Origin of the sequence: Amycolatopsis sp. CA-126428, assembly GCF_002904335.1 — a bacterium.
In the GTDB taxonomy this organism is placed as follows: domain Bacteria; phylum Actinomycetota; class Actinomycetes; order Mycobacteriales; family Pseudonocardiaceae; genus Amycolatopsis.
Map to the genome: position 1 here is coordinate 68,521 of NZ_PPHF01000032.1, position 25,958 is coordinate 94,478.

At 70.9% G+C, this 25,958-nt stretch carries 27 protein-coding genes and 1 pseudogene; 20 read left to right on the forward strand and 8 right to left on the reverse strand.

What is annotated here, in order from left to right:
• Window positions 1-11 precede the first annotated feature (11 nt).
• Window positions 12-3,266: a CHAT domain-containing protein gene (locus tag C2L58_RS09530; protein WP_233225640.1), complete on the forward strand. Its 3,255-nt coding sequence runs from the start codon at window positions 12-14 to the stop codon at window positions 3,264-3,266.
• 258 nt (window positions 3,267-3,524) lie between these two features.
• Here the strand turns inward: C2L58_RS09530 and C2L58_RS09535 are convergent, their stop codons facing one another.
• Complete coding sequence (locus C2L58_RS09535) at window positions 3,525-3,815, reverse strand: hypothetical protein (RefSeq protein ID WP_103337186.1); 291 nt, start codon at window positions 3,813-3,815, stop codon at window positions 3,525-3,527.
• Window positions 3,816-3,821: 6 nt separating this feature from the next.
• Window positions 3,822-4,670, reverse strand: a complete 849-nt coding sequence (locus C2L58_RS09540) for a hypothetical protein (RefSeq protein WP_146073560.1) — start codon at window positions 4,668-4,670, stop codon at window positions 3,822-3,824.
• A gap of 194 nt (window positions 4,671-4,864) precedes the next feature.
• Here C2L58_RS09540 and C2L58_RS09545 point away from each other — a divergent pair, with 194 nt between their 5' ends.
• A complete protein-coding gene (locus C2L58_RS09545) occupies window positions 4,865-5,449 on the forward strand; it encodes a TetR/AcrR family transcriptional regulator (protein ID WP_199191186.1) in 585 nt (194 codons plus the stop codon).
• Window positions 5,450-5,478: 29 nt separating this feature from the next.
• On the forward strand, window positions 5,479-6,414 hold the full coding sequence (locus tag C2L58_RS09550) for an NADP-dependent oxidoreductase (RefSeq protein ID WP_103337189.1): 936 nt from the start codon (window positions 5,479-5,481) through the stop codon (window positions 6,412-6,414).
• Between the two features lie 6 nt (window positions 6,415-6,420).
• On the opposite strand, the gene C2L58_RS09555 is transcribed toward C2L58_RS09550, so the two are convergent.
• Window positions 6,421-7,353: an AraC family transcriptional regulator gene (locus tag C2L58_RS09555; protein ID WP_103337190.1), complete on the reverse strand. Its 933-nt coding sequence runs from the start codon at window positions 7,351-7,353 to the stop codon at window positions 6,421-6,423.
• Window positions 7,354-7,434: 81 nt separating this feature from the next.
• Here C2L58_RS09555 and C2L58_RS09560 point away from each other — a divergent pair, with 81 nt between their 5' ends.
• The 3 genes from C2L58_RS09560 to C2L58_RS09570 all read left to right on the forward strand — a co-directional run bounded on the left by C2L58_RS09560 (window position 7,435) and on the right by C2L58_RS09570 (window position 9,616).
• Window positions 7,435-8,241 (forward strand): NAD(P)H-binding protein, encoded by an 807-nt coding sequence (locus C2L58_RS09560; RefSeq protein ID WP_103337191.1) that lies wholly within the window; start codon window positions 7,435-7,437, stop codon window positions 8,239-8,241.
• Window positions 8,242-8,423: 182 nt separating this feature from the next.
• On the forward strand, window positions 8,424-8,840 hold the full coding sequence (locus tag C2L58_RS09565) for a MarR family winged helix-turn-helix transcriptional regulator (RefSeq protein WP_233225641.1): 417 nt from the start codon (window positions 8,424-8,426) through the stop codon (window positions 8,838-8,840).
• 110 nt (window positions 8,841-8,950) lie between these two features.
• Window positions 8,951-9,616 (forward strand): nitroreductase, encoded by a 666-nt coding sequence (locus C2L58_RS09570; RefSeq protein WP_103337193.1) that lies wholly within the window; start codon window positions 8,951-8,953, stop codon window positions 9,614-9,616.
• A 25-nt stretch (window positions 9,617-9,641) separates the two neighbouring features.
• On the opposite strand, the gene C2L58_RS09575 is transcribed toward C2L58_RS09570, so the two are convergent.
• The gene (locus C2L58_RS09575; protein ID WP_103337194.1) at window positions 9,642-10,070 is read right to left on the reverse strand and encodes a cupin domain-containing protein; all 429 of its coding nucleotides are present in this window, start codon (window positions 10,068-10,070) and stop codon (window positions 9,642-9,644) included.
• 209 nt (window positions 10,071-10,279) lie between these two features.
• On the opposite strand from C2L58_RS09575, the gene C2L58_RS49160 reads away from it, so the two are divergent.
• The 10 genes from C2L58_RS49160 (at window position 10,280) to C2L58_RS09620 (ending at window position 18,732) form a co-directional block, all read left to right on the forward strand.
• On the forward strand, window positions 10,280-10,753 hold the full coding sequence (locus C2L58_RS49160) for a hypothetical protein (protein ID WP_158264096.1): 474 nt from the start codon (window positions 10,280-10,282) through the stop codon (window positions 10,751-10,753).
• 223 nt (window positions 10,754-10,976) lie between these two features.
• A complete protein-coding gene (locus C2L58_RS09580) occupies window positions 10,977-12,176 on the forward strand; it encodes an NAD(P)/FAD-dependent oxidoreductase (protein WP_158264097.1) in 1,200 nt (399 codons plus the stop codon).
• Window positions 12,177-12,205: 29 nt separating this feature from the next.
• Window positions 12,206-13,237, forward strand: a complete 1,032-nt coding sequence (locus tag C2L58_RS09585) for a dipeptidase (protein ID WP_103337196.1) — start codon at window positions 12,206-12,208, stop codon at window positions 13,235-13,237.
• Between the two features lie 4 nt (window positions 13,238-13,241).
• The gene (locus tag C2L58_RS09590; protein WP_103337197.1) at window positions 13,242-14,027 is read left to right on the forward strand and encodes a phytanoyl-CoA dioxygenase family protein; all 786 of its coding nucleotides are present in this window, start codon (window positions 13,242-13,244) and stop codon (window positions 14,025-14,027) included.
• 7 nt (window positions 14,028-14,034) lie between these two features.
• Window positions 14,035-14,790, forward strand: coding sequence for an SDR family NAD(P)-dependent oxidoreductase (locus tag C2L58_RS09595; RefSeq protein ID WP_103337198.1), 756 nt, complete (start codon window positions 14,035-14,037; stop codon window positions 14,788-14,790).
• A 21-nt stretch (window positions 14,791-14,811) separates the two neighbouring features.
• On the forward strand, window positions 14,812-15,813 hold the full coding sequence (locus C2L58_RS09600) for a proline racemase family protein (RefSeq protein ID WP_103337199.1): 1,002 nt from the start codon (window positions 14,812-14,814) through the stop codon (window positions 15,811-15,813).
• A complete protein-coding gene (locus tag C2L58_RS09605) occupies window positions 15,810-16,718 on the forward strand; it encodes a DMT family transporter (RefSeq protein WP_199191187.1) in 909 nt (302 codons plus the stop codon). The genes C2L58_RS09600 and C2L58_RS09605 overlap by 4 nt, the downstream gene beginning before the upstream one ends.
• Window positions 16,715-17,308: a serine O-acetyltransferase EpsC gene (gene epsC, locus C2L58_RS09610; RefSeq protein ID WP_103337200.1), complete on the forward strand. Its 594-nt coding sequence runs from the start codon at window positions 16,715-16,717 to the stop codon at window positions 17,306-17,308. Before C2L58_RS09605 ends, epsC begins: the two co-directional genes overlap by 4 nt.
• A gap of 12 nt (window positions 17,309-17,320) precedes the next feature.
• Window positions 17,321-18,274 (forward strand): PLP-dependent cysteine synthase family protein, encoded by a 954-nt coding sequence (locus C2L58_RS09615; protein WP_103337201.1) that lies wholly within the window; start codon window positions 17,321-17,323, stop codon window positions 18,272-18,274.
• A 95-nt stretch (window positions 18,275-18,369) separates the two neighbouring features.
• Window positions 18,370-18,732 (forward strand): winged helix-turn-helix transcriptional regulator, encoded by a 363-nt coding sequence (locus C2L58_RS09620; protein ID WP_103337202.1) that lies wholly within the window; start codon window positions 18,370-18,372, stop codon window positions 18,730-18,732.
• On the opposite strand, the gene C2L58_RS09625 is transcribed toward C2L58_RS09620, so the two are convergent.
• Entirely contained in the window at window positions 18,729-19,109 is a 381-nt protein-coding gene (locus tag C2L58_RS09625) for a winged helix-turn-helix transcriptional regulator (protein ID WP_103337203.1), read from the reverse strand. The two genes, C2L58_RS09620 and C2L58_RS09625, sit on opposite strands and share 4 nt — an antisense overlap.
• Window positions 19,110-19,277: 168 nt before the next feature.
• Between C2L58_RS09625 and C2L58_RS09630 the strand changes: the two genes are divergently transcribed.
• From C2L58_RS09630 to C2L58_RS09640, 3 genes are all read left to right on the forward strand, one after another.
• Window positions 19,278-20,381 carry a sensor histidine kinase gene (locus C2L58_RS09630; protein ID WP_233225642.1) on the forward strand — a complete coding sequence of 368 codons (1,104 nt, stop codon included), beginning with the start codon at window positions 19,278-19,280 and terminating at the stop codon, window positions 20,379-20,381.
• The gene (locus tag C2L58_RS09635) at window positions 20,378-21,049 is read left to right on the forward strand and encodes a response regulator (protein ID WP_103337204.1); all 672 of its coding nucleotides are present in this window, start codon (window positions 20,378-20,380) and stop codon (window positions 21,047-21,049) included. The genes C2L58_RS09630 and C2L58_RS09635 overlap by 4 nt, the downstream gene beginning before the upstream one ends.
• A 254-nt stretch (window positions 21,050-21,303) precedes the next feature.
• Window positions 21,304-22,731, forward strand: a complete 1,428-nt coding sequence (locus tag C2L58_RS09640) for a M1 family metallopeptidase (protein WP_233225643.1) — start codon at window positions 21,304-21,306, stop codon at window positions 22,729-22,731.
• A 56-nt stretch (window positions 22,732-22,787) separates the two neighbouring features.
• On the opposite strand, the gene C2L58_RS09645 is transcribed toward C2L58_RS09640, so the two are convergent.
• Window positions 22,788-23,645, reverse strand: coding sequence for a hypothetical protein (locus C2L58_RS09645; protein WP_146073561.1), 858 nt, complete (start codon window positions 23,643-23,645; stop codon window positions 22,788-22,790).
• Window positions 23,646-23,910: 265 nt separating this feature from the next.
• On the opposite strand from C2L58_RS09645, the gene C2L58_RS48545 reads away from it, so the two are divergent.
• A complete protein-coding gene (locus C2L58_RS48545; protein WP_146073562.1) occupies window positions 23,911-24,918 on the forward strand; it encodes a hypothetical protein in 1,008 nt (335 codons plus the stop codon).
• Between the two features lie 130 nt (window positions 24,919-25,048).
• Here the strand turns inward: C2L58_RS48545 and C2L58_RS09655 are convergent, their stop codons facing one another.
• Entirely contained in the window at window positions 25,049-25,675 is a 627-nt protein-coding gene (locus C2L58_RS09655; protein ID WP_255410524.1) for a LysR family substrate-binding domain-containing protein, read from the reverse strand.
• An 81-nt stretch (window positions 25,676-25,756) separates the two neighbouring features.
• Window positions 25,757-25,897 (reverse strand): annotated as a pseudogene (locus C2L58_RS51270) (helix-turn-helix domain-containing protein); the annotation flags it as partial.
• Between the last annotated feature and the right edge of the window lie 61 nt (window positions 25,898-25,958).

A 25,958-nucleotide genomic window follows, 5' to 3' on the forward strand; every position in this document is an offset into this window, starting at 1 on the left:
GGTATCGGCCGGTGGCATCTGACGAGGCGCTGGCTCGGTTGTCCGAGCGACTGGCCGACTTCCGGCGATCGGGCCGGCCGGACGTGTTGTTCGCGAAGGCGACCACTGCCGACGCGGACGAGGTGACCTCGATCGCGTCGGCCGGCACGGACGACGAGCAGAGCACCGCGGCGCGCGTGGTGCTCGGCCGGCTGCACTTCTTCCGCGCCACCGCTGCGGCCGAGGGAGCCAAGCACGCGGAACTGGCCAAGGCACTGACTTTTCTCGCACCCCTGGCCGGCAATCCGGCCGTGCTGCCCGATCCGCTGCGCGCACTCCTCGGCCCGACGGCCGACGCGACCGCCCAGGACACGGTCGGGACCGACCTGCTGCGTGCCGCCTTCCGCACCCCCGACCCGTATCTGCTCGGCGCCGGAATCTCGCTGATGGCGGCCGCGGTCGCCGCGACCGCCGACGACGATCCGCGCGCCGGCGCGCGGATGGCGATGCTGATCGTGGGCCACCAGTGGCGTTACCAGCGCACCCACCGTGCCGACGATCTGGAGCGGACCATCGAAACGGGGGAACGCGCGATGCGCGTCCTCGGGGCGGACCACCCGGAGTTCGCCGGAATTCTGTCGAACCTCGGCTTGGCCCATCGAGCCCGGTACACGCGAACCGGGGCGATGCCCGACCTGACCCGCTCGATCGAACTCACCGCGACGGCGCTGGCCGCGCACGCCGCCGACGACCCGAGGCGCGCGGTGTGCATGTCCAATCTCGCCGACGGCTACCGCGACCGGTCGAGCAGAACCGGTGACCTCGCCGATCTGGGCGCCGCGATCGACTGCGCCGAGCAGGCGCTGGCCTGCACCCCGGCCGGCCACCCCGACCACGCCGGCTACCTGGCCAAAGCCGGCGCGGCCTACTTCCGCCGGTACGAGCGCCTCGGCGACGTCGCCGATCTGCGACGGGCGATCGAGTCCGAGGAACGGGCGCGCACGGCGGACCCGGACCTGCACCGGCCGCCGGCCGACCTGTGCGTGATGTATCGCGAGCGGTACCAGCGGTTCGGCGATGTCGCCGACCTGCACCGGGCCATCGAGTCGGGCGAGCGGGCATTGGCGATGCTGCCCGAGGACGACGTGCGCCGGGCCGCGCCGGCGTCCATGCTCAACCTGGCCTGCCGCCACCTGTACGAGGCCACGGAAGACCTGGCCCACCTGCGGCGCGCGATCGGCTACGGCCGGTTGGCGGTGGCGACGTACCAGGCCGGTTCGCTGGACCGGGCGAGCGCGCTGGGCAACCTCAGCCCCGCGCTGCAACGGCTCTACGAGCACACCGGCCTGCTGTCGGACCTCCAGCAGGCCATCGACGTGGACGAGGAGGCGCTCGCGCTGCTGCCCGACGGCCATCCGGTGCGGGTCACGTCGCTGTCCAACCTCTGCGTCGCCTACCGGAGCCGGGCGGAGCACACCGAGGCCGCCGCCGATCGGACGTACGCCATCGAACTGGGCGAGCGGGCGCTGGCCGCCATCCCGGCCGAAGATCCGACCCGAGGCGTCACCATCCGGATGGTGAGTGCCGCTTACCGGGAGCGCTTCGAACACCACCGCGACCCCGCCGACCTGGACCGGGCCATCGAACTCGCCCACCTGGCGCTGGACACGCTGCCCGCCGACCGCCCCGACCGGTACCGCTACCTGTCCGAGCTCAACATCGGCTACCAGCGCCGGGCCCGGTACTCCGGCGACGCGGCCGACATGCGACGCGGTATCGAGTTCCAGGAACAGGCGCTCGCCTGCCTGTCACACGGCCATCCCGACCTGGCCCTGGTGGCCGCGAATCTCGGCCAAGCGCACCACCAGTTCGCCACCACCACGGGTCGTCCCCTGAACGAGGAGCACCTCGGTTCGCTCATCGACGTGATCGCCGGCTCGGCCGCCACGGCGTCGACGACGCAGCAAGTGCGCTCGTACCACGTGGCCGGCCGGCTGGCGACGGTGCTCGGCGACCACATCCGTGCCACGACACTGCTGGACTCGGCGGCCGCGCTGTTGCCGTCGGTCCCGCCGCCGGGCGCGAACTGGCGGGACCGCGAGTACCGGATCGGCCAGTACACGGGGCTGGTGCGGGAAAGCATCGCCGCGCACTGCGCGATCGACGATCCCGAGGGCGCCGTCGAAGTGGCCGAACTCAGCCGGGGCATCCTGCTGGCCGCCGAACTCGACGTCGACGCCGAAACCGTTGCCGCGCCGGCGTTTCCGGAGCTGCGGGCGGCGGCGGCCGACGGCGTGGTGGTCCTGGTCAACACGGACCTCCGGCAGGGTGCGGCGATCATCGTCACCGCCGCCGGCGATCCGATCCTCGTCCGCCTGCCCGAGCTCGGCGGCGCCGAGCTGCACCGGCGGATCCAGGAACTCATCGACGTCAACCAGCAGAGCGGGTTCGCCGCCGCACTGCGCCGGCGGCGTGTCATCCCGGAGATCGCCGGCTGGCTGTGGGACGTCGCGGTCGCCCCGATCCTGGCCGCTCTGCCGGCCACGTCCCGCGTGTGGTGGATGCCGACCGATCTGCTCAGCCTGTTCCCGTGGCACGCCGCCGGGCATCCGGGCGAACCGGGCGCCCTGGACGCTGTGGTCTCCTCCTACACGGCGACCCTGCGCACGTTGACCCACGCACGGTCCCGCCCCTCCATGGCCGGACGCAGGCAGCTGATCGTGGCCGTCCCCGATGCCCCGGGCTCGGTGCCGCTGCCGGCCACCGCCGGCGAAGCCGAACAGCTCCACGACGCCCATCCCGGCCTGCCGTTGCTGGCCGGCGAGCACGCCACGACCGACGCCGTCCTCGCCGCGCTGCGCGAATCGACGTGGGCGCATTTCGCGTGTCACGCGGACGCCGACCTGCTCGTGCCCTCCCGCAGCGGAATCCGGCTCCACGACGGAGTCCTGTCGCTGTCCGCGATCAGCCGGCTGCGGCTGGCGGACGCCGAACTGGCGTACCTGTCCGCCTGCTCGACCGCGAACCCGGGCATCAACCAGGCCGACGAGTCACTGCACCTCGCGTCGGCCTTCCAGCTCGCCGGCTTTCGCCACGTCATCGCCACCTTGTGGCCGATCGCCGACGACAGCGCGGCCACCGCCGCGCGCGAGATCTACCGGCACCTGGACGGGACGCCAGCAGTCGGCAACGCCGCTTTTGCGGTTCGGCGTGCCACCCTCGACCTACGCGCCGAGTACCCCGGACGCCCGGATCTGTGGGCGTCGCTGATCCACAACGGACCCTGAAACGCTCCGCAGGGCCGGCACCGAGCGATGGATGCGGGATACTCGGCGGATGGGCCACGGTCCCGACGAACCCGTTCGCGCGACTCGCAGCCCTCCCCGACCGGTCGTGACTCTGCCGTATCGGACCGTGTCCATGCCCCAACACGCTACGGCGCTCCAGCCCCGCGGAGCCATCGACGAATTCGCCCGCATCCTGGGGCACGGCGACAGCGCGGTTCGCACGGGAGTGATCTCCGGGCTCGGCGGCGTCGGCAAAACTCAAATCGCGAACTGGCGACCGAACAGGACGGTCACACCGATCCCGACCCCGACCGCGGTGCGCGTGTCGAGCACGAAGAGGCGGTGGACGAGCGGCCGAAGTTCCTCGTACGCGGTCAAGCTCAGGCTGGCCACCACCGCCAACGCCCCCTGTAGCTTCGGGATGAACGCGTGATTGTCCTGTTCGTACGAACCGGCCATCTGCGCGTCGACCGAGGCCGGGGCGTGTTTTGCGTACCACGTTATCCAGCTGATGGCGGCACCCAGCAATGCGGACGTCGTGGAATCCATCGCGGCTCAGGCTTCTTCCGACGTGTCACGGACTCCGGCCGCGCGCATCGCGGCCTTGATGGCCAATCCCAGTACCAGCCCGACACCGGCTACGGCCAGGGCAACCTCTCCTGCTCCGGTGGCGAACGCGACCACGAGAACGACCGCCAGCGCGAACGCCCCGAGGGCGATCAGGGTGTTGACCACCCACCCCGGCAGGGGCCGGCGCAGCTTGTCCCAAATGGACTCCTGCTCCGACTCTTCGGCCTCGCGCAAGGTGCGAGCCGGCTTGGCCGGAAATTCCTTCCCGCCGAATTCCCTGGCCTCGGTCAGATCTTCCTGCTGCTGCTCCGACAGGCGAAGCTTCCCACAGTCGTCGTTCGCGTCCCATTCGGCGAGTTTGCGGCGGAGCTCATCCCTCTTCTCGCGGAATTTGTCGCGATGGCCGTCCCAAGAGCCGTGATCAGGATGGGCCTCGTCGCGGTGACGGTGGAACTTGAACAACTCGTGCGGGTCATCCTGGGCGTCCCGGAAGCGCTTCGCGACCTCGTCGAGCAAGTCGATGATGGCCTGCAACAGGTCCAGGCACGGGTCGCGGCCGTTGGCGCCTCCCCCGGCGGGCACTGCCACCTGCCGGAGCACCACCCCCGGAATGGGAGCACGTTGCACAGCGGCCCCCGCCGCGTGCTCCTGCTTTTCTTCATCAGAACAATCGCATGGGCGCGGACCGCAACGCTGCACCATGGCCGCCACCGCGGCGTTGCCGGCGCTGCGCTGCAAGGCGAGCAGGCCCGGCGGACCAGCAGATCGTGCCATGGCACGATCTCGCGGTTCCGGCTCATGAGCCGCCGCTTCCCGCTGACGAACTGTGCCCATTCCCGAGAGGGTAAAGTGCCACAGAACGGTGAGGCCGCCGGATCGAACGTGCGGACGGGTATACATCTTTGCCTCAATGGGCAGTTCCCGGATGCCAGCACCTCGAGCCGACGGGGGAAGCCACAGGTTGCGAGGCCGCAACCGACTGGGGTACTTTCGATACGCGACGGTAGCGTATCGAAAGCGGGGATACTTTGGCGTCCAGCGACAAGACTCAGCCCTCGGCGACGGGACGGCCCCGGGATCACACCCGCGACCTGGCCATTCTCGACGCGACGCTGTCGCTGCTGACCGAGGTGGGGTACGAGCAGCTCTCGATCGAGGCGGCGGCCGCCCGCTCCGGGGCCGCGAAGACGACGATCTACCGCCGGTACCGCGACAAGGCGGCGCTGGTCACCGCGGCGGTCGAACACCGTGCACCCGCGAAGCCTCCGCCGCCGCGAGGAGAAAGCCTTCGCGAGAACGTGCATTCTCTGGCGACATGGCTCGCGCGAAGCATTTCCGAACAGGACGTGGGCCTGCTCGGGGCCCTGTTCACCGGCATGCGCACCGACGCGCGGCTCGCCCAGGAGATGCGGCGAATCCTGCAGCGGGACCAGACCGCGATGACCGACAGGCTTGCGGCCGAGCGGCTGGCGCCCGGGGCGGGAGCGTTGTTCGCCGAGGTCGCCCCCGCGGTGATCGTGCATCGCCTCCTGGTCGTGGGCGAGCCGTGTGACGCCGCCTTCGTCGCGCATCTCGTCGACGACATCCTCTTGCCGCTCCTGCGCCACACCTGAGCGACTCACGCGCAAACCCAGGAGACACGATGAAAGCAGTACGGTACGACCGGTTTTCGGGCATCGACGGGATCTACCTCGCGGACATCCCTGAGCCCATGCCCGGCCCGGGCGAGGTGGTCGTGCGGGTCGAAGCCGGTGCGCTCAACCCCGGCGCACTCCCGGCGCTGCACGGCAGTGCGTACACGCCGGGCCGCGATCTCGCCGGTGAGATCGTGGCGGTCGGTGCCGACGTGCTCAGCCTCGCCGTCGGGGACGCGGTGCTGGGCCGGCTCCAGAGCTGGGACGCCCACGCCCCGTTCGTCGCCATCCCGGCAGACCAGCTGGTGCGCAAGCCCCACGCCCTTTCCTGGGACGTGGCGGGCTCGCTCTACACCACCCCGATGGCGGGCCTCGGTGCCATCCGGGCGGTGGCACCCCGGCCGGGCGAGACCGTCGTGATCTCGGGCGCCTCGGGCGGCGTCGGGTTCACCGCCGCCCAGCTCGCACTCCGGGCCGGCGCGAGGGTGATCGGCCTGTCCAGTGACGCGCATTTCGACCTGCTCCGCCACCACGGCATCGAGCCCGTCCGGTACGGCGACGGCGAACAGGACCGGATCCTCACCGCGGCCGGCCGGGCCGACGCCTTCATCGACACCGTCGGTGGTGGCTACCTCGACCTCGCCCTCGCCCTCGGCGTTCCGAAAGACCGCATCGACACCGTCGTCGACTACCGCGGAGCGAAAGAGAAGGGCGTCAAGTCCCTGGGAACGACCGATGCCGGCGGACTCCCGGCGCTGGCCGGACTGGCCACCCTCGCCGCCGCCGGCGAGCTGCACATCCCCATCGCAGCAACGTATCCGCTCACCGCCGTGCGCGACGCCTACCGGGCCCTGGCCGACCGCAAGACGCACGGGCGCATCGTGCTGCACCCCCAGGAGCTCGCCAGAACCACACCCGGCCCGCAGCTGAGCGCGACCCGGTAGGAGCGATCACGAACCGGGCGTCACCCGGCCGCGGCGCCAGTCCGAGGGGCTGGCGCCACGGACGCGTTTGAAGGCGACGCTGAAGGCGAACGGGTCGTCGTACCCGACCGCCCGGGCCACGGCGGCGACGGTGTCTTCGGTGTCGCGCAACAGGTCCGCGGCCAGCGTCATCCGCCAGCCGGTCAGGTAGGTCAGCGGCGGCTCGCCGACCAGACGCGCAAAGCGTGCCGCGAACGCGGCGCGGGACAGGCCGGCCCGGGCGGCCAGCTCGGCGACCGTCCACCGGTGCGCCGGCTCGGTGTGCAGCGCGCGCAGGGCTTCGCCGACGCCGGGGTCGCTCAGGCCCCGGTACCAGGCGGGCGGCGGCTCCATCCGGGCGCACCAGCCGCGCAGCGCCAGCACGAGCACCAGGTCCAGCAGCCGGCGGAGCACGGCGTCCTGGCCGGGCTCGTCGCCGGCCACCTCGGCGGCGAGCAGGTCCAGGGCGCCGCGGGTCCGCGGCCCGGCGGGCACCACCGCCAGCGGCGGGAGCATGGCGAGCAGCCTGTCCGCCGCGGCGCCGCGGAGCTCGTAGGCGCCGCGGAGCATGGTCGTGGCCCCGGGCGTGCCGTCGCCGTAGGTGCGCGGCGCCGGGTTCCCCACCTGCTCCGCGCCGGTGACCGGGTACTTCTTCGTCCCGCGGATCACCAGCTGCGGCGGGGTGGCCGGGTCGTCGGCGATCGTGTACGCGGGGGCACTGATCAGCGCCAGGTCGCCGGCGGCGAGGCGCACCGACGTGGCGTCGCCGACGCGCAGCGACGCGTGGCCGCCGAGCGTGGCCACCAGCGTGAGCGGCGGGGCTTCGGCGAAGGCGAGCGACCACGGCGGGCGCTGGACCAGCTGCCGGACGAGCGCGTGGCCGGCCTGGGCCCGATGCAGCAGGTCGCTGAGGACGTCCATTCCGGCACCGTAGACGCTGACAAAGGTATCCCGGGGTTTCACCCATGGATCGTCTCGGTGTCCGCGGGTTGGCTTACCGGCATGACCACCTTGATTCTCGGCGGCACCGGCAAGACCGGCCGCCGCGTCGCCCGGCAGCTCGGCGCCGACGCCCGGGTCGCCTCCCGTACCCGCGGCTTCGACCTCGCCGACCCGGCGACCTGGCCGGCCGCGTTGGCCGGTGTCACGGCCGTCTACCTCGTGGAACCGAACCTGGGCGCCGGGGATCGGCTCCCGCGGTTCGTGGCCGAAGCGGTGTCGGCGGGCGCCCGCCGGCTCGTGCTGCTGTCCGCCCCGCGCGCCGGCGAAGCCGGCCATCCCCTGCACGCCGCCGAGGAAGCCGTCCGCGGCGGCGGCGCGGGCTGGACCATCCTGCGCCCGAACTGGTTCGCGCAGAACTTCAGCGAAGGCCCGTGGGCCGTGGGCATCCGCGACGGCGCGTTGGCCCTCCCCGCCGGCGAGGGCCGAGCCCCGTTCGTCGACGCCGAGGACATCGCCGAGGTCGCCGCGGCGGCCCTGACCGACGACCGGCACCACGGCCGGGTCTACGAGCTGACCGGCCCGCGAGCGGTCGGCTTCGCGGAAGCGACCGCACTCATCGCGCGGGCCACGGGCCGGAAGATCGACTACGTCGACGTCGCCCCGGACGCCTTCGTCGAGCGGCAAGTCCGTTACGGCGTCCCGGAACCGGTGGCGAACCTGCTCACCGGGCTCCTGGTCGATCTCCGCGACGGCCGCGGCGCCGACCTGGCCGACGGTGTCCAGCGCGCCCTGGGCCGTCCGCCGCGGTCGTTCGAGGACTTCGTCGCGAGCACCTCTTGGCCGCGCGGGGACGAGACGGTCGCATGACCCGCGCCGAACCCGGGTAGCCGACGTGGTCCCGCTGTCAGGAGCTGCGCGGGCGTGGTTCATCGTATCGATCGATACCGTATCGCGTGATTCGTTGCTGCTAGCGTGGCCCCATGACCGCTGATGCTCCCCGTCGGGCTACCGACCGCCCTGGGGATGGTTCGCCCTTCGCGCTCGGGCTGTTGCTGCGGCGGGCTCACTGGCGCGCCGCCGCGGTGATGACGGAGGCGCTGCGGCCGCTCGGCATCGAACTGCGGCACTTCGCCGTGCTGATCGTGCTCGCCGATCGCGGGCCCACCCTGCAGCGGGACCTCGGCGTGGAGACCGGGTCCGACAAAGCGGGGATCATGCGCGTCGTCGACGACCTGGAGCGCAAGGGCCTGGCCGTGCGCAAGCCCGTCCCCGGGGACCGGCGGGCGCGGGCCGTGGAGATCACGCCCGCGGGATTGGAACTGTTCGACGCTGCCCACGTCGCCGCGGAGCCGCTGGCCGAACGCCTGGTCGGCGAACTCGAGCCGGGTGAGCCCGAGCGGCTGGCGGAGCTGCTGACCCGGTTTGCCCATCCCCACAGCGCCCATCCCGACAGTCACGAAGCCTGACAGTCACGAAGCCTGAAAGTCGCGTCCGTCACCAAAGAGACGGTAATATCGACCGAGAAAGTATCGAATGATACCATCTCACTTGTAACCAACTGAGTGGGAGGCGAACGATGGACGTCTACGAGGCGGTCGAGAGCCGGCGGGCGGTGCGCGGGTTCACCGACCGGCCCGTGCCGGAGCAAACGCTGCGGCGCGTCCTCTCCGCCGCCGCACACGCTCCTTCCGGCTCGAACCTGCAGCCCTGGCACAGTTACGTGCTGACCGGCGCGCCGCTGGCCGAGCTCAAGAAACGGGCCGGCGAGCGCCTGGCCGCCGGCGACCCCTGGGACGAGCCGGAGTACGAGCAGTACCCGGCCGCGCTGAAATCTCCGTACCGCGAGCGCCGGGCCGCCTTCGGCGAGCAGCGCTACGGCTCGCTCGGCATCCCCCGGGAGGACGTGGAAGCGCGCCAGCGAGCCGCTTCCGCGAATTGGGACTGTTTCGGGGCCCCGGCGGCCTTGTTCTGCTACCTCGACCGGGACCTGTGCCGGCCCCAGTGGTCCGACGCCGGGATGTACCTGCAGACCGTCATGCTGCTGCTGCGCGCCGAGGGGCTGCACAGCTGCCCGCAGATGGCGTGGGCGAAGTTCCACGAGAGCGTCGCGGAGATCTTGGTGCCGCCCAAGGAACTCCTCCTCTTCTGCGGCCTGTCGATCGGGTTCGAAGACACCGCGGCCGACACCGGCCGCACGCCCCGGGCCCCGCTCGACGAGACCGTCACCTTCGTCGGCGGCTGACTCGCCGTCCTTCGGCCGGGGTGGCTCAGTCCGCCGGCTTGTCCACCGGTGCCCAGAGGCTCGGCAGGTTCACCACGATGCCCTCCTGGCTGCTGCGCGCGATGATCACGACCGCGTCCTCGCCGCCCGGGTTCTCCTCCCGGTGGGGGACGTACGGTGGCACGAAGATGTAGTCGCCCGGACCCGCCTCCAGGCGGATCTCCTCGTCACCTTCGGCGAAGACGAACACCGGATGGCCCGATTTGACGTGGATCGCGGTCTCGGCCTCGCCGTGGTGGTGGTCGCCGGAGTTGGTGGCGGGGCCGATGTGGGTCTCCCCCATCCACACCTTCTCCGAGCCCACCGTCCGGCCCGAGATGGCTTCGAGCCGGCGCATTCCGCTGGTCTGGGCCGTGTTACCGGAGAGTTCGCCGCCTTTGACGTGCCGGAGCGGGCGGTGCCAGTGGTCGGTCATGGAGGGATCCCTTCTGGTCCGCGGCTCGCGTCGTGCCGAGAGTCCACTGTAGGCCGGGCCGGGGCGCGGAGACAGCAGGTGGTCACCCGGGACCAGCCCGCCTCCCGCTCCCCCTAAACCCCTCGCACCGGTCGCGCGTGTCGGCGATGTGGGTCGCGTCGGCAGCGCCGCTGCCGGATCGCCGGCCACACCGGAATGGGGAGGAACACATGCTCAAGAAAACCGTGGCGACGTTCGCGATCGCGGGCGCGGCCGTACTGGGGCTCACGCCGCCGGCTTCGGCGGAGGTCCGCTCGAGCCCGGACTGCCAGAACAGCGCCGGCTACCAGACGGTCGTGGCGCGGGCCGCGGTGATCGCCACCAACGACGTCATCGTCGGCGAGGTCGACCTGTGCCGTCAGGGCAGCCTGTATTTCGCGTTCGTGCTCTTCAACCAGGCGATGACGACGAGCCAGTACGCGCAGGCCTACCTCACGCGCTATGACCAGGGCGTGCCGGTCGGCACCGTGACCTGCGACAGCGCCGGTGGCAACGGGAAGGTGCTGCCGGGGCAGCGGCGGTGCTGGACGCCGAACCTCAACGGGGACGCGGCCAGGTACACCTTCGTCGCGGCGGCCGACCAGCACAGCAGCCACACCGGTGCTCTGCTCGCCAAGGGCAACACCGGAATTCCCACCCGCTGATCCCACCGCTGTCCGCGCCGGTCGCGTACGACCGGCGCGGACATTCTGCGCCGGCACCGCCCTTGTGTCCGCTGGGACAGCAGGGGATCTTGCCGGTAACCACCCTCCGGCTCCTACAGTCGTGCCATCAGCGAGTCCGCACCATTTTCCTTCGGCCGTCACCGTTTTCCGGCCGGGCACCGTGCGGAATGGCGCTCTGGCCCGACTGGGGAGGCGAAGGTTCGTGGATTCGACGCACGCAGATGTCGCCGTCGTGGGCGGCGGGATCATCGGGAGCTGCACCGCTTTCTACCTCGCCAGGAGCGGGGCGGACGTGCTCGTGCTCGACCCGGCTCCGGGAACGGGCGCATCGGCGGGCAACGCGGGAATGCTGGTGCCCAGCCAATCCGTGCCGTTCGCCAACCCGGCCACCGTGGGCGCGTGGCTCGGCGCGCTGGCCCGGCGGGACAGCTTCGTCACCCTGCGCCGGCCGCTGTCGCCGGGCCTGGTGCCCTGGATCGCGGGCTCGCTGTTCGAGGCGCGTCCTTGGCGGGCCTCGCGCACCACTCGGCTGCTGTACCACCTCGCCCGGAAAAGCCTGCGGCTCTACGAAGAACTGACCGAAGCCGAGGGAATCGACCTGCAGCTGCGAGCCACCGGCTCCCTGCGGGTCTTCCGCAGCACGGCCGCATTCCGGCGGCAGCACCGGATGGTGCGCACACTGGCCAAGCTCGGCGCCGAGTGCGAGCTGCTGGGCCCGCGCGCTCTGCGAGAAGCCGAACCGCAGCTGCACCCGGACCTCGCGGGCGCGATCGGCTTTCCCCACGACCGCAGTCTCGATCCCGCGCGGGCGACGCTGGCCATCGCCGACGCCGCCCGCGCGTACGGCGCGAGGTTCCGGGCCGAGACCGTCGTCGGTGCCCGGCGGGCGAACGGCCGGGTCCACTCGGTGGTCACCGACCGCGGCACCGTCACCGCGGACTGGTTCGTCATCGCCGCCGGCGCGGCCAGTTCGCGGGTCGGGCGGTTTTTCGGCGCCCGGCTTCCGGTGCGGCCCGGTTACGGCGTGAGCGTGACCTACCCGGCCGACCGCCCCCTGCTGCGGCATTCGGTGATGCTGGAGGAAGCCCACATCGTGATCAACTCCGGGCCGCGATCCGTCCGGCTGACCACCGGCATGGAGTTCGGCGGCACCGCGGGCGGCGAACCGCCGGCCGGCGCCGGACAGCGGCTCGATGCCGCCGCCCGGTCCTTCGTGCCCACGCTGCCGTCCCGCGACACCGCCGGCGCGCCGTGGCGGGGTGGGCGCCCCATGACGCCGTCCGGCATTCCCCGCGTCGGCCGGATCGGCGAGAACGTCATCGCCGCCACCGGCCACGGCACCTTGGGCATGACGCTGGGCCCGGTGACCGGCACCCTCGTCAGCTCCCTCGTCACGCGCTGAGGCGCCCCGCGCCGGTTTGGAGGAGATCCGTGGAGAACCTGCACGAGCAGATCGTGGTGGGCGACGCGCACAACGATCTGCTGGCCCTGGTCGCGCTGCGCGGCCCGGACCACTGGGGTGCGTACTTCCGCGAGCACTGGTACCCGCAGCTGCTCGCGGGCGGGGTGAACGTCCAGGTCCTGCCGATCATGGTCGACCACGAATTCCGGCCGGAGGGCGCGCTGCGGCGCACCCTCCGGATGGTCGAGGCCGCGCACCGGATCGCCGAAACCAATACCGACGTCGTCGCCCTGTGCCGTTCGACATCCGAAATCGAGGAGGCGCTCGACGCCGGCCGCATCGCGCTCGTGCTCGCGCTGGAAGGCTGTGCGCAGATCGACGAGGACGTCGAGCTCCTCCGGACCATGAGCAGGCTCGGCGTGCGCATGGTGTCCTTGACCCACTTCGGCCGCACGGCCTTGGCGGACGGGTCGTCGGAGCAGGGCACCGGCAGCAGGCTGAGCCGGGCCGGCGTCGCCGCGATCACGCTGCTCGACGAGCTCGGCGTGCTCGTCGACGTGTCCCACCTCAACCCGGCCGGTGTCGCGCACGTCCTGGAAGTCACCGAGCGGCCGGTCATCGCGAGCCATTCCGCGGCGTTCGCGCTGCGCGAGCACCACCGGAACCTGACCGACGACCAGCTCGGGGCGATCGCCGCCACGGGCGGGCTGATCTGCCTCAACCTCTACGCCGGCTATCTGTCCGAAGAGGACGCGACGATCGACCGGGTCGTCGACCATATCGTGCACATCGCCCACATCGCGGGCGAAGACCACGTCGGCATCGGCTCGGACTTCGTCGCGGAGCTGTTCGCGGAGACCATCCCCGGCTGGCAACGTCCGCTGGTGATCGAGGGAACCGACGGCGAACGGCTCGTTCCCGGGCTGGCGGGCCCCGCGGGACTCCCCCTGATCACCGAAGCGATGCTCCGCCGGGGTCTCTCCCGCTCCCTGGTCGAAAAAGCCATGGGCGGCAACCTGCTCCGCCTGCTCACCGACACCGCACTCGCCGGAAAGGACTGAACCGATGCTTTCTCCGAACCAGATCGACGAATACCGACGGAAGGGCTTTCTCGTCCAGGAACGGGTTTTCGACGAAGAAGAGATCCGGCTGATCAAGGCCGGCGCGGAACAGGAGTTCGCCGAAGGCGGCGAACGCGTCACGGTCGAGGCGGACACCGACGTGCCGCGCGGCGTGCACGGGTGCCACCTGCACGCCGAGGCGTTCGGCCGGCTCGTCCGGTCACGCCGCCTGCTGCCGATCGCCGAACAACTGCTGCAGGACCAGGTGTACGTCCACCAGTTCAAGATCAACGCCAAGCGCGCCTTCAAGGGCGAGGTCTGGGAGTGGCACCAGGACTACACGTTCTGGCACCACGAGGACGGGATGCCCGAGCCGCGCGCGCTGACCGCCGCGATCTTCCTCGACGACGTGACCGAGTTCAACGGGCCGCTGACCTTCGTCCCCGGCGGGCACGGCGGTGGCGAGATCGACGCCGAGGTCGAAGGGGACGGCTGGGCCAACACCCTGACCGCGAGCCTGAAGTACTCGATCGACATCGACACGATGCGGCAGCTGATCGCGCGCAACGGCATGGCCGCCCCGAAGGGGCCGCGCGGATCCGTGCTCTGGTTCGACGCCAACATCCCGCACGCGTCGGTGCCGAACATCTCCCCCGTCGACCGCGGCCTGGTGCTGATCACCTACAACAGCGTCGAGAACCGGATCGACCTCAGCCGCGGCACCCGGCCCGAATGGCTGGCCGCCCGGGACTTCACGCCGCTGACGGCCATGCACGCCGCGTCCTTCTGAGGGCGTGATGGCGAATCCGCTCACGAACCGCGTGGCCGTGGTGACGGGTGCTTCCTCCGGCATCGGCGCGGCCACCGCCCGGGCCCTGTCGGCCGCCGGTGCCCGGGTCGCGTTGCTGGCCCGCACCGCGGCGACCTTGGCCGAGACCGCGGCGACCTTGCCCGGCCCGACGCTGCAGCTGCCGGCCGATGTCTCCGACGACGTCCAGGTGGCGGCCGCCATCGATCGGGTGGAGGCGAGCTGGGGCGTGCCGGACCTGGTCGTGACGTCGGCGGGGGTGTCCTGGCCGGCGCCCTTGGCCGAGCTCACGCCCGGCCGGTGGCGGCACACCCTCGACGTCAACCTGTCCGGCACGTTCTACGTCGCTCGCGAGACCGGCCTGCGCATGCGGCGGGCGGGGGTCACCGGGGACATCGTCACGATCGGTTCCGAGCTCTCGGTGATCGGGATGGCCGCCTACACCGCCTATTGCGCCTCCAAAGCCGGGGTGCTGGGCCTCACCCGAGCCCTCGCGGCCGAGCTCGCGCCCGGCGTGCGGGTGAACGCGGTCTGCCCCGGACCGGTCGACACCCCGATGCTCGCCGCGGAGTTCGAGGCCGGTGGCGACGCCGGTGCCGCGCACGACGAGACGCTCGCCCGGGTGCCGCTGGGCCGGCTGGCGACCGCCGGCGACGTCGCGGCGGCGGTGCTGTACCTCGTCGCCCCGACCACCTACGCCACCGGCACGGCACTCCACCTCGACGGCGGCACCACCTGCGTTTGAACCGACACCGGGAGGACGGCCATGCGGTCGGACCAGATCGTGCACACCGTCGAGTCGCACACCGAGGGCATGCCCACGCGCGTGGTGGTCGGCGGCGTCGGACCGCTCCCCGGGGCGACCATGGCCGAGCGCCGCCGGTACGCCGCCGAACACCTCGACGGCCTGCGGAACTTCCTGGTGCGCGAACCCCGGGGACACGCCGCGATGGTCGCGGCACTCCTCCAGCCGCCGACGGTGGCGGAGGCCGACGTCGGCGTGCTCTACCTCGAACGGGCCGGCTGCGTGCCGCTGTGCGGCCACGGCTCGATCGGGGTCGCCACCGTGCTCGTCGAAACGGGCCTGGTCGAGGTGACCGAGCCCACGACGACGGTGCGTCTCGACACCCCGGCCGGCCTCGTGGTGGCCGAAGTCGCCGTCACCGGCGGTGCCGCGCGATCGGTGACGATCGACAGCGTGCCGTCGTTCGTGCTGGAACCGGACCGGCAGGTGAAGCTCGCCGGGGTCGGCGCCGTGCGCTGCGACATCGTCTACGGCGGCAACATCTTCGCCATCGCCGAGCTCGCCGACCTCGGTATCCCCTTCGAACGCGCCGCACGGCAGCGGATCATCGAAGCCGGGCTGGCCATCATGGCCGAGGTCAACGCCTCGGACCGCCCGGTGCACCCCGGGGATCCGGCCATCGCCGGGTGCGACCACGTCTACCTCGCCGCCCCCGGCGGGACGTCGCGCCGCTCCCGGCACGCCATGGTCATCAGCCCCGGCGTGCTCGACCGGTCCCCGTGCGGCACCGGGACCGGAGCTCGGATGGCTCAGCTGCACGCCCGCGGCGAACTCGAGATCGGCGCGGAGTTCCACAACGAATCGATCATCGGCACCGGCTTCCGCGGGAGCGTGGTCGCCGAGTGCCGGATCGGCGGCCACGTCGCGGTCCTCCCCCGGATCACCGGCCGGGCCTGGCTGACCGGGACGGCGCAGTTCTTCCGCGACCCGGCGGACCCGTTCCCGGCGGGTTTCGAGCTGTGAAGGCGCCACCGGTCGGCATGAACCACCTGTCGGCGCTGCGGTTCCTGCTGGTGGCCGCGCTGGGCGGCCTGAGCTTCCCGATGGTCAAGATGTCCTTGGAGGGCCTGACTCCCGCTCAGCTCGTGTTCGGCCGGCTGTTGCTCGGTGCGGTGGTCCTGCTGGTGATCGCCGGGCTGCGCGGAACCGGCCTGCCGCGCTTCGGCCGCGTCTGGGGTCACCTGGTCGTGGCCGCGGCGCTGGGCAACGTGCTGCCGTTCACGCTGCTCTCCTACGGCGAGCGCACCACCGACGCCGGGGTCGCGGGCGTCCTGGTGGGCAGCACCCCGTTGCTCACCCTCGTCCTCACCGCGGTCGTGGTGCGGACCGAGCCGGCCACCCGGCGCAAGGCGATCGGTCTCGTGGTCGGCTTCCTCGGCCTCGTGATCGTGCTCAACCCCTGGGACAAGGCTTTCGGATCCCTGAGCGGCCAGCTCGCCTGCCTCGGCGCGGCCTTGTGCTACGCGGCGTACTTCGCCTACATCCGCATGTACCTCTGGCCCCTCGGGCTCGCTCCGGTGGCCCTGATCGCCGGGCAGTTGTGCGTGGCCACGCTGCTCCAGGCGCCGGCGGCGCTGTTCCTCGGAGGAGCGCCGCCGGCCGTCACCGGGAGGGTCGCGATCAGCGTGGTGCTCCTCGGCCTGCTCTGCACGGGGCTGGGTTACGTGCAGCTGTTCCGGCTCATCGGCGAAGTCGGGGCGACCACGGCGTCGGCCGTCAACTACCTCGAGCCGGTCTTCGCCGCCGTGATCAGCACGGCCCTGTTCGGCGAACCGATCACCGCGACGATGCTCGTCGGTGGTCTGGTGCTGCTGGCCGGGGTGGCGTACGCGGAAAACCGGCTCCGCTTCCCCGGGGAGGTGCGATGAGCGCGGCTCGCTGGTGGCGGGCGGCCGCCGACGACCTGCGCGTGGTCCGCGAGCGCGATCCGTCGATCGGCTCGCGCACCGAGGCACTGCTGCATCCCGCGTTGCCCGCGATCTGGACCCACCGGGTGGCCCACCGGCTGTACCGGCGCGGGCTGCGCCGCACGGCCCGGCTGCTGGCCAACCTCGCCCGGGTGTGGTGCGGCGGCGTCGAGATCCACCCCGGTGCGCGGATCGGCCGCGGGTTCTTCATCGACCACGGCGCCGGCGTGGTCATCGGGGAGACCGCGGTCGTCGGCGACGACGTCACGATCTTCCAGCAGGTCACGCTCGGCTCGACCGGCTGGTGGCACGACCGGCGACGGCCCGCGGAAGCCCGCCGGCACCCGGCGATCGGCGACCGCGTGGTGATCGGCGCGAACGCGACCGTGCTGGGGCCGATCACCGTCGGCCACGACAGCGTGATCGGCGCGCAGGCCTTGGTCATCCGCGACGTGCCGGCCGGCTCCCGGGTGCTGGGGCCTGTCGCGGCCCTCGCGCACCGCGATTTCCGGCGTCCCGAAGCGATCGTCCACAGTTTCCCGACCTGGTGATACGGAGGCATTGTGACACCCAGGATCCCGCGGCCACCGGCCGATTCGTTCGCCGACCTGATCGGCGGCACCCCGCTCGTGCGGCTCGACTTCGGCCCGGAGGCGGTGGCGACCACCTACGCCAAGCTCGAGTCGGTCAACCCACTCGCCAGCGTCAAGGACCGCACGGCCCTGTCCATGCTCGAAGGCGCCGAACGGCGCGGCGAGCTGCGCCGCGGGACCAGCACGGTCGTGGAAGCGTCCTCCGGCAACACCGGGATCGCGCTGGCCGCCCTGTGCGCGGTGCGGGGCTACGCGTGCGTGATCGTGCTGCCGGACGACGTGACCGCCGAACGGATCCACGTGCTGCGTTCGTTCGGGGCGGAGGTCGTGCTCTCCCCGTACCGGGACGGGTATGCGGCCGCCGTCGCACTGGCGGAGAAGATCCACCGCGACCGACCCGATTCCTGGTACGTCTGCCAGCACGAGAACGCGGACAACGTCCGGGCGCACTACACGACCACGGGGCCGGAGATCTGGGCCGACCTGGACGGGAAGATCGACCTCCTCGTGTGCGGCTACGGCACGGGCGGCACGCTCACCGGCTGCGCGCACTACCTCAAGGAACAGAACCCCGGCATCCGGGTGGTGGCGGTCGAACCCGACGGGTCCCCGTTGCTGAGCAAGGGCGTCGGCGGCCTCCACGGCATCCCGGGTCTCAACGGCGGCTTCCTGACCTCGACGACCGACGTCGACTGCATCGACGAGGTGCTGACCGTCTCCGATGACGACGCCCGATCCGCGGCCCGGCTCCTCGCCCGCACCGCGGGCCTGCTGGTCGGCATCTCCTCCGGCGCGGCCGCACACGCCTGCCGGATTCTCGCCACCCGTCCCGCGCACGCCGGCAAGACCATGGTGACCGTGTTCCCGGACACCGGAGAGCGCTATCTCTCCGCGCTGGCCCCGGAAGGGCCGGCGCCCGGCTGAGACCGTCCACTTTCCACCGGGAAGTTGCCGCCCTTGCGGGTAACCACACCCCGGCTCCTAGGTTGAGGGGCACCGCGAGGGGTGAGGAGAAACCGATGACGAGTGTTCGCGAGACAGGACGGCATACCCGGCACGACGTCTACGAAGCCCAGTGCCCGTGCCGGGCCATGCTCGATCTCTTGGCCAGCAAGTGGTCCGCGTTGGCCATCGGCGCACTCGAAGACGGCCCCCTGCGCTTCGGCGAGCTTCTCCGGCGGCTGGAAGGCGTCAGCCCCAAAGTCCTCACGCGAACGCTGCGACGGCTGGAGGAATGCGGGATCTTGCGGCGGGTCGTCTACCCGTCGGTCCCCCTGCACGTGGAGTACTCGCTGACCGAACTCGGAGAAAGCGCCGCCGTCCCGCTCGCGGCGGTGCGGAGCTGGGTCGAGCGGAACATCGACCGGAGTCCGCTGGCCTAGCTCGGGCCCCTCGACAACGAGACACGGGCCGCCTCATCGATGTTCCGGTGGACCCAGCTTCTCATGTGCCGGAGCAATCCGGCCGTTCCCCCGCCGAGTTCGGTCAGCGAGTACTCGACCCGGAGCGGCACGTCCGGGTAGACCACCCGGTCCACGAGCCCGAGGTGCTCGAGCCGGCGCAACGTCCGGGTCAGCACCTTCGCACTCACGCCCCGCAGTTCACGCTGGAGCTTCCCGAAGCGGGTGGGCCCCTCGTCGAGGATCCCCACCACCCGCGCGGACCACTTGTTGGCGAACAGATCCGCGAAGATGCGGCGATAATGCTCGCACTCCACCTTCGCGACCGCGAATTCAGCAGCTTTACCGGTGTTGCTCATCGATTCTCCCCCGAACACGTCAGTGCTGATCAGATCCCCGTCATTTCCGACACTAAGAAAAATCCGGCGATCAGGCGTCAGCCGGAATGGGTATTCGGACCTACCCCGCTGGTGGTAACCCGGCCGCCGCACCGGAGGCGAAGCCGCCCGTTCGACTACCGTGGCACCGTGCGTGCCCTTTTTTCCGCGCCCCGGCTGGACGTTCTCGTCACGGCCGCCCTCGTGGCACTGACCGTCGCCAACGTGGTGGCCCGCCCTGACGCAAGCTGGATGATCTACGTCGCCGGGATCCTGACGGTCGCTCCCCTCACCCTGCGGCAGGTCGCTCCCGTCGTCGTCATGACGGTGATCGCTTGTGCGGTGACCGGGTACTCCATGCTGGAATCGGCGGAACTGCCCAACGCGGGCTTGGGCCTGTTGATCGCGATGTTCACCGTGGGCACGATGCGCTCCACCGCCGTCGCCGGGCTGATGTGGGTGCTTTCGGTGGCCTGCTTCGTCCCCACCTTCCTGAACCCGCGCAGCGACTTCACGCCGGCCAAGCTGCTCGAAACCGCGCTGATCCTGTTCGGGGCCTGGGCACTCGGCGAAAGCACCAAGCGCTGGGCGCGGCGGGTGCAGCTCGAGGCCGAGAGGGGCCGCCGCGCGGCGGCCGACGAACGCGTCCGGATCGCCCGGGAACTCCACGACGTCGTCGCGCACCACATGTCCGTCATCTCCCTTCAGGCCGGGTTGGCGTCCTACGTGTTCGACAGCGACCCGCAGACCGCCCGCGCCGCGGTCGCCACCATCGACGGAACCAGCCGGGAAGCGCTGCGGGAAATGCGGCGGCTCCTGGACGTCCTCCGGCTGGACGACGACGGGGAAATCGACCTGTCGCCGCAACCCGGGATCGAAGAGGTGCCGGGTCTGGTCGAGCGGGTCCGGGCCGCCGGCTTGACCGTCGAACTGGAAATGACGGGCCGGCCGAGGCCCGTGTCGCCCGGCGTCGCCATCTCCGCCTACCGGATCGCCCAGGAATCGCTGACCAACGTCCTGAAGCACGCCGGTGCCGCGACGGCGCGGGTGGAGATCACCTACCTCAGCCGATGCCTCGAAGTCAGGATCACCGACGACGGAGCCGGCGCCCGGACCGCGGGTGGGCCTTCGTCCTACGGCATCCACGGGATGCGCGAGCGCACGGACCTCTACGGGGGAACGTTCGAGGCCGGTCCGCTCCCCGACGGCGGCTTCGCGGTCGTGGCCCGCCTGCCGATCGAGGAGGCGGCATGACGATCCGGGTCATGATCGCCGACGACCAGCCGCTGGTTCGCGCCGGACTGGCCGGGCTGCTGCGGGCCGCCCCGGGAATCGACGTGGTGGCCGAGGCGGCGAACGGCGTCGAGGCGGTCGCCTCGGCCACGGCCACCCGGCCGGACGTGGTGCTCATGGACGTGCGCATGCCGGAACTCGACGGGATCTCCGCGACGCGGCGGATCTTGGGCCAGGACCCCGGGTGGCACCCCCGCATCATCATCCTGACCACCTTCGACATCTCGGAGTACGTGTACACCTCCCTCCGCGAGGGCGCGGCCGGCTTCCTGCTCAAGGACACCCCGGCCGACCGGATCATCGCCGCGATCCACGCCGTCGCGGCCGGCGACGTGCTGCTGTCGCCGCGGATCACCCGGCGGCTGATCGAAAGCTTCGCGCGTCACCACCGGACGCCGGCTTCCGGGCGTGCCGGCCTGGACGCCCTGACCGGCCGGGAAACGGAGGTGCTGCACCTCGTCGGGCACGGGCTGAGCAACACCGAGATCGCGCAACGGCTCACCCTCAGCGCGGAGACCGTGAAGACCCACGTCAAGAGGATCTTGGGCAAGCTGGAGCTGAACAGCCGCGCACAGGCCGTGGTGGCCGCGTACGAATCCGGGCTGGTCGTACCGTCCTCGGCGGAGTGAACATCCTGGTCATGCTGCGCAGCATGCCGCCGCGACGGCGCAGAACCAATTCCCTCGCGGGTAAAGGCCAGGGATGCGGCTCAGCCGAGGGTGATCCTTCGGTCCACCGGAACGCGGCGACAGCCGCCCGGCGATCCTCGGCCGCACCGGAGATCCGGACGACCGCGGCTGTTTCGGGCGAGACGCCCACCAGGCTTGATGCGCGTGGCTGACCGGACCTACTCTTCAGCGTCGATGCCTGCCGAGGAGGACCCATGCGAGGCGCCAACCGAAGCCGTGGCCACTTGCTGGTCGTCTCCTGCGCCCTGTCCGCCGGCCTGCTGGCCGCGACGAGCCCGGCGGCCGCCGCGGCACCGGGCCCGGCGCCGCGGTACTCCCCCGGTGCGCCAGGCGCCGGGGATCCGTACTTCCCCGACATGGGCAACGGCGGCTACGACGTCGGCCACTACGACATCCGGCTGGCGTTCGACCCCGGCACCGGAGCGATCGACGCGACCACGACGATCCTCGCCACGGCCACCCAGGACCTCTCCCGCTTCGATCTGGACTTCCAGGGACCGCTGACGATCAGCAGGCTCTCGGTGAACGGCCGGAACGCCGCCTTCACCCGCAGCGGCGCCCAGGAGCTGGTGATCACCCCGCCGTACGGTCTGCGGAAGGGCAGCCCGTTCGTCGTGTCGGTGACCTACGCCGGCGTCCCGCAGAAGATCGACGACCCCGCGCTGGGCCTCTCCGGCTGGGTCGCCACCAAGGACGGCGCGGTCGCGCTCAACCAGCCGATCGGCGCGGCGACCTACTACCCGGTGAACGACACCACGAACGACAAGGCGACCTACACCCAGACCATCACCGTGCCGACCGGGCTCACCGTGCTGGCCAACGGCGAACCCGGGCCCACCACCACCCGCGATCACCGGACCACCTTCCGCTGGTCGATGAACCGGCCGATGGCCAGCGAGCTGAGCATGCTCGCGATCGGCGACTACGACGTCACCCGCGGCGTGACGGCCGGCGGCCTGCCGAACATCACCGCGATCGGCAAGTCGGTCGACACGAAACCCGGGCAGGGCAAGCTGTTCAACCAGACCACGGCGCAGATCATCCAGTGGGAGTCCTCGGTGTACGGGCCGTACCCGTTCGACTCGACCGGCGGCATCATCGCCGACGTCGGCGTCGACTACGCCCTCGAGACCCAGAGCCGCCCGGTCTACGACCAGAGCACCAGCGACGTCGACGGCGACCTGCTCGCCCACGAACTCGGCCACCAGTGGTTCGGCGACAGCCTCACTCCGGTGCACTGGTCGGACATCTGGCTCAACGAAGGCTTCGCGACCTACTCGGAGTGGCTCTACCAGGAGAAGTTCAACGGCGTCCCGGTGCAGCAGACCTTCGCGAAGGCCTACGCCGACGAGAAGGACTGGACCGGCGAAGTAGCCGACCCCGGACGGGACAACATCTTCAACGACCTGGTCTACAACCGCGGCGCGATGACCCTGCAGGCCTTGCGCACGAAGATCGGCGACCGCGCGTTCTTCGACGTGCTCACCCAGTGGCCGACGGCGCACCGGTACGAAAACGTCTCGACGCGGCAGTTCATCGAGTTCGTCGAGCGGCTGACGCATCGCGACCTCGGGTCGTTCTTCCGGACCTGGCTCTACCAGCCGGGCAAGCCGGCCCTCTGACCGCGGCAGCTCGCGATCGTCGAACACGGCCAGCGTTACGACGATCGCGGCGTTCGTCAGATCCTCGGGGCCACGGTCATCGCTCGTACCGCCGCCCTGGCCAGCGAGTTGGTTTGTTCCGTCCAAGACAGGCGCTTCGCGTGCTCCGCCAGCACGCCGAGCTTCAACTCGGGTGTCCAGGATTCCGATTCTTTCACGGCCACGCCGCACTTCTCCAGTTTTCCGGCCAGACCGAGGCTCTTGCGCAAGGACTGGGTCGGCTCCTCCTGAAGGTGCCCGGCGGGGTCATCCAAGAGCAAGTCGGCCGCCTCGTAGCCTGCTCGACCGCAGGTGATCAGGACTTTCCTCGTCGGCGAACCTTTCGCGCCGAGGTTCGCGAGCGCGTCGACGACCTTTCCTTGACGGCTTTCGCCGGCCGAGTCCTTGAACAACGTCAGCGTCTGCCAACCGAGTGTCGAGGATTTGTCGAGACGTAGATGCAGTTGTGCGGGTGTCGCCTCGACGACGGCGTGCTGACCAGGTTCCACGGCCAGCCCGGCGGCTCCGCCGCGGATTTCCCTGAACAAGCTGACGTCCGTGGGTACGCTGAGCGTCGCGGATGGTGGCTCGAGCCCCGCGGGCCGGTCGACGATCCAGACGGTCGACGAATTGTTCACGACGTCCACCACGCGGAGGCCGCGGTCTGCGCACACCGCAAGGCCGGTCTGCGCCAGTGCCTCGGCGAAGTTCTCGGCCACCAGCGTGAGAGTGTTCGGAAAGAGGCCGGCGCAGGCGCCGGCCGACGTAGGCGGCACCGGGCGCGACACCTCGCCCGGCGTCGTTGGGTCCGCGGTGATCGACGTTGGCGTTGACGGAGGTCGCGGCGGATCCGGGTTACAGCCGATGGCCAGGACCGCAGGCATCAGCAGGAGCACTACGACTCGTCGCCGTGAATTCCTCGATCGCATGGTTCCTCCATCCGTCCCCGAGATCGGAAAGTCGCCATTTTCGCCGCGCCCGTTACGATCGCCTCACCCGATGCCGATCACTCATGCGCATCGCGAACGGTTTTCGCGACGTGGCCGAAAAGTGTGATTTCCCGAGCCTGCGCTACGCCGTACGGGTGGTAAACCAGGAGCACCGTCACGGTCGGGACCCGAAATCCGACTTGAAGGTAGCGACATTATGCAGGGAATTGCCATGGCCAAGGGAAACAATGACCACGCCGGCCGCCGCACGAGCCCGCCGGCCACTTCACGTCCGGGTTTTCTTCGTCGTGGGTGGAAAGCCATCACCGCGACAGTCGTCAGCCTCGGAGCCGTTGCTGCTGCCCTGACGGCGATCCTGTCGGTCCGGCTGCCCCACGACCCCGAGGACAGTGCCAAGTTCACGGACATCCGGGTTATCTCACAGGTCCCCCTCGGCGAGTACCGGCAGCGGCTGCTGACGGTCGCCCCCAAGGCCTTCGGAGTCACCTCGCCTGGACCCGGCACAGCCAAGTCCGGCACCGAGCCGACCGTCACGACCGCACTCTCGACAACGTCACCCCCTTGCGCGGCGGCTACCGTTCCACCCGGCTGTCGGGCTAACCCACGCCCCACCGCTCCGACGACATCCGCGACCGTGCCGATCTCATCGAGCCAGGGCACGACGCACGCACCCGGAGGCTTCCAGCTGCCGGTCGGGGTGGATCAGGACGGTCTCCATTCGAGGGCCGGCGAAGTTTTCAGGCGCGCACAGAACGATCCGAAAATCAATTTGCGCTGCGCCGAAGACGGCAGCAACGCGGAAAGCTGCCGTCCCGTGATCACCATGCTCAACGCCACGTCGGTCAGCCCCGACGGCCAACCCGTCACTCCGGACGTCGCCGTCGAACATGTGCTCAAGATTCTCAAGGACGCCCGCACCACCGGCCACAGAGAACCAGTGGGCGCCATCGTCAGCGTGGATGTCGAACTGGGCGGACTCCGTGGCCGGACATTACTGCTGACCTGGTCGATGTGGCAGAACGCAGGCAAGACCCGCCTCCATGGCGACTGGCTGAACAGCAACCTCGCCTACCGTTTGCAACCGACGACCGACCGCGACACCACGACCGTGGATCTCTGGGTCCCGCTGCCGAAGACAGCCGGAAATTACCTCGTCCGCATCGACCTCAGCCTTGACGGATCACGCCTCATCGGCGGCGACAGCCCACCGTTCGAGTGAGCAGCGAAAACCGGCAGTACCACCCGCTCAACATCGGGGCGGACGGGACAGCGATCCTTGCCGGCCGGCCGTCGAGCCCGGCGGACATCGAGGACGTAGACCGACGGCTGAACATCTCCTCGACTGTCCGTTATGGACGGTGCTGGACCACCTGGTCGCGGAACGCCCCCACCGCGCACTCGGCCGCGCTGCCCGCATTCCCCGGAGCCACGACGACGCTGCCGGCGATCGTGAGCGCCGGCTCGAGCGGGATCGACCGGACGCGGGTCGAGCGAATCTCGGCGACCTGGTCGGCGGGCAGCACCGTCCAGCTCCGCGGCTCCGAGCCGACTTCGACGATCGTGTCCTGGAGCGTGCCCGTCGGGCGGCCCGCTCTCGGGGACAGGCCCGCGTCGCTCAGTGCCGAGATGACGGCGTCGTGCAGCGGCGGGTCGTGCTTGCGGGCGGGGACGCGGAGTGTGTCGCCGGCCAACTCAGCGAGGCCGACGCCCGCGCGGTCGGCGGCCGGGTGGTGGCGGGACACCACCGCGTACAAGCGTTCGTTCCATGCCGGCAGCACCGTGAGCCCGGGCACGGCTCGCACGCCGCGAGTCAGGGCCAGGTCGAGTTCACCCTGCCGGAGCGCGTTGAGCCGGGCTTCGACCGGGAGGTCGACCAGCACCACGTCGAACTCCGGCGCCCGCGCGCGGAGTGCGTCGATACCGCGTTCGAGGCGGGCGGTCATGCCCGCGGCGGTGCCGATGCGCACCGTCGTCATGACCTGCTGGGCCGCGATCTGCACCTGGCCGGCCGCGGCGAGCGTGCTGCGCGCCGCGTCGAGCACCCGCCGCCCGGCCGCGGTGAGCCGGACCCGCCGGGGTGACCGGTCGAGCAGCCTCACGCCGAGCTCCCGCTCCAGCCGCGCGATCTGCTGGCTGACGGCGGGCTGGGCGATGTGCAGCCGCTCGGCGGCCCGGCCGAAGTGCAGTTCGTCGGCGACAACTACGACTTTTCTAGTGCGCTTTAAACAAGCTGCTCACCTGCGGAAACACTGGGTTAGC

Coding starts and splice junctions, on each gene's coding strand:
- C2L58_RS09570 (WP_103337193.1), top strand. CDS start 8,951: ATGGACGTCTACGAGGCGGTCGAGAGCCGGCGGGCGGTGCGCGGGTTC.
- C2L58_RS09550 (WP_103337189.1), top strand. CDS start 5,479: ATGAAAGCAGTACGGTACGACCGGTTTTCGGGCATCGACGGGATCTAC.
- C2L58_RS09560 (WP_103337191.1), top strand. CDS start 7,435: ATGACCACCTTGATTCTCGGCGGCACCGGCAAGACCGGCCGCCGCGTC.
- C2L58_RS49160 (WP_158264096.1), top strand. CDS start 10,280: ATGCTCAAGAAAACCGTGGCGACGTTCGCGATCGCGGGCGCGGCCGTA.
- C2L58_RS09620 (WP_103337202.1), top strand. CDS start 18,370: ATGACGAGTGTTCGCGAGACAGGACGGCATACCCGGCACGACGTCTAC.
- C2L58_RS09540 (WP_146073560.1), bottom strand. CDS start 4,670: ATGGGCACAGTTCGTCAGCGGGAAGCGGCGGCTCATGAGCCGGAACCG.
- C2L58_RS09575 (WP_103337194.1), bottom strand. CDS start 10,070: ATGACCGACCACTGGCACCGCCCGCTCCGGCACGTCAAAGGCGGCGAA.
- C2L58_RS09555 (WP_103337190.1), bottom strand. CDS start 7,353: ATGGACGTCCTCAGCGACCTGCTGCATCGGGCCCAGGCCGGCCACGCG.
- C2L58_RS09600 (WP_103337199.1), top strand. CDS start 14,812: ATGCGGTCGGACCAGATCGTGCACACCGTCGAGTCGCACACCGAGGGC.
- C2L58_RS09535 (WP_103337186.1), bottom strand. CDS start 3,815: ATGGATTCCACGACGTCCGCATTGCTGGGTGCCGCCATCAGCTGGATA.
- C2L58_RS09595 (WP_103337198.1), top strand. CDS start 14,035: ATGGCGAATCCGCTCACGAACCGCGTGGCCGTGGTGACGGGTGCTTCC.
- C2L58_RS09635 (WP_103337204.1), top strand. CDS start 20,378: ATGACGATCCGGGTCATGATCGCCGACGACCAGCCGCTGGTTCGCGCC.
- C2L58_RS09640 (WP_233225643.1), top strand. CDS start 21,304: ATGCGAGGCGCCAACCGAAGCCGTGGCCACTTGCTGGTCGTCTCCTGC.
- C2L58_RS09625 (WP_103337203.1), bottom strand. CDS start 19,109: ATGAGCAACACCGGTAAAGCTGCTGAATTCGCGGTCGCGAAGGTGGAG.
- C2L58_RS48545 (WP_146073562.1), top strand. CDS start 23,911: ATGGCCAAGGGAAACAATGACCACGCCGGCCGCCGCACGAGCCCGCCG.
- C2L58_RS09655 (WP_255410524.1), bottom strand. CDS start 25,675: ATGACGACGGTGCGCATCGGCACCGCCGCGGGCATGACCGCCCGCCTC.
- epsC (WP_103337200.1), top strand. CDS start 16,715: ATGAGCGCGGCTCGCTGGTGGCGGGCGGCCGCCGACGACCTGCGCGTG.
- C2L58_RS09590 (WP_103337197.1), top strand. CDS start 13,242: ATGCTTTCTCCGAACCAGATCGACGAATACCGACGGAAGGGCTTTCTC.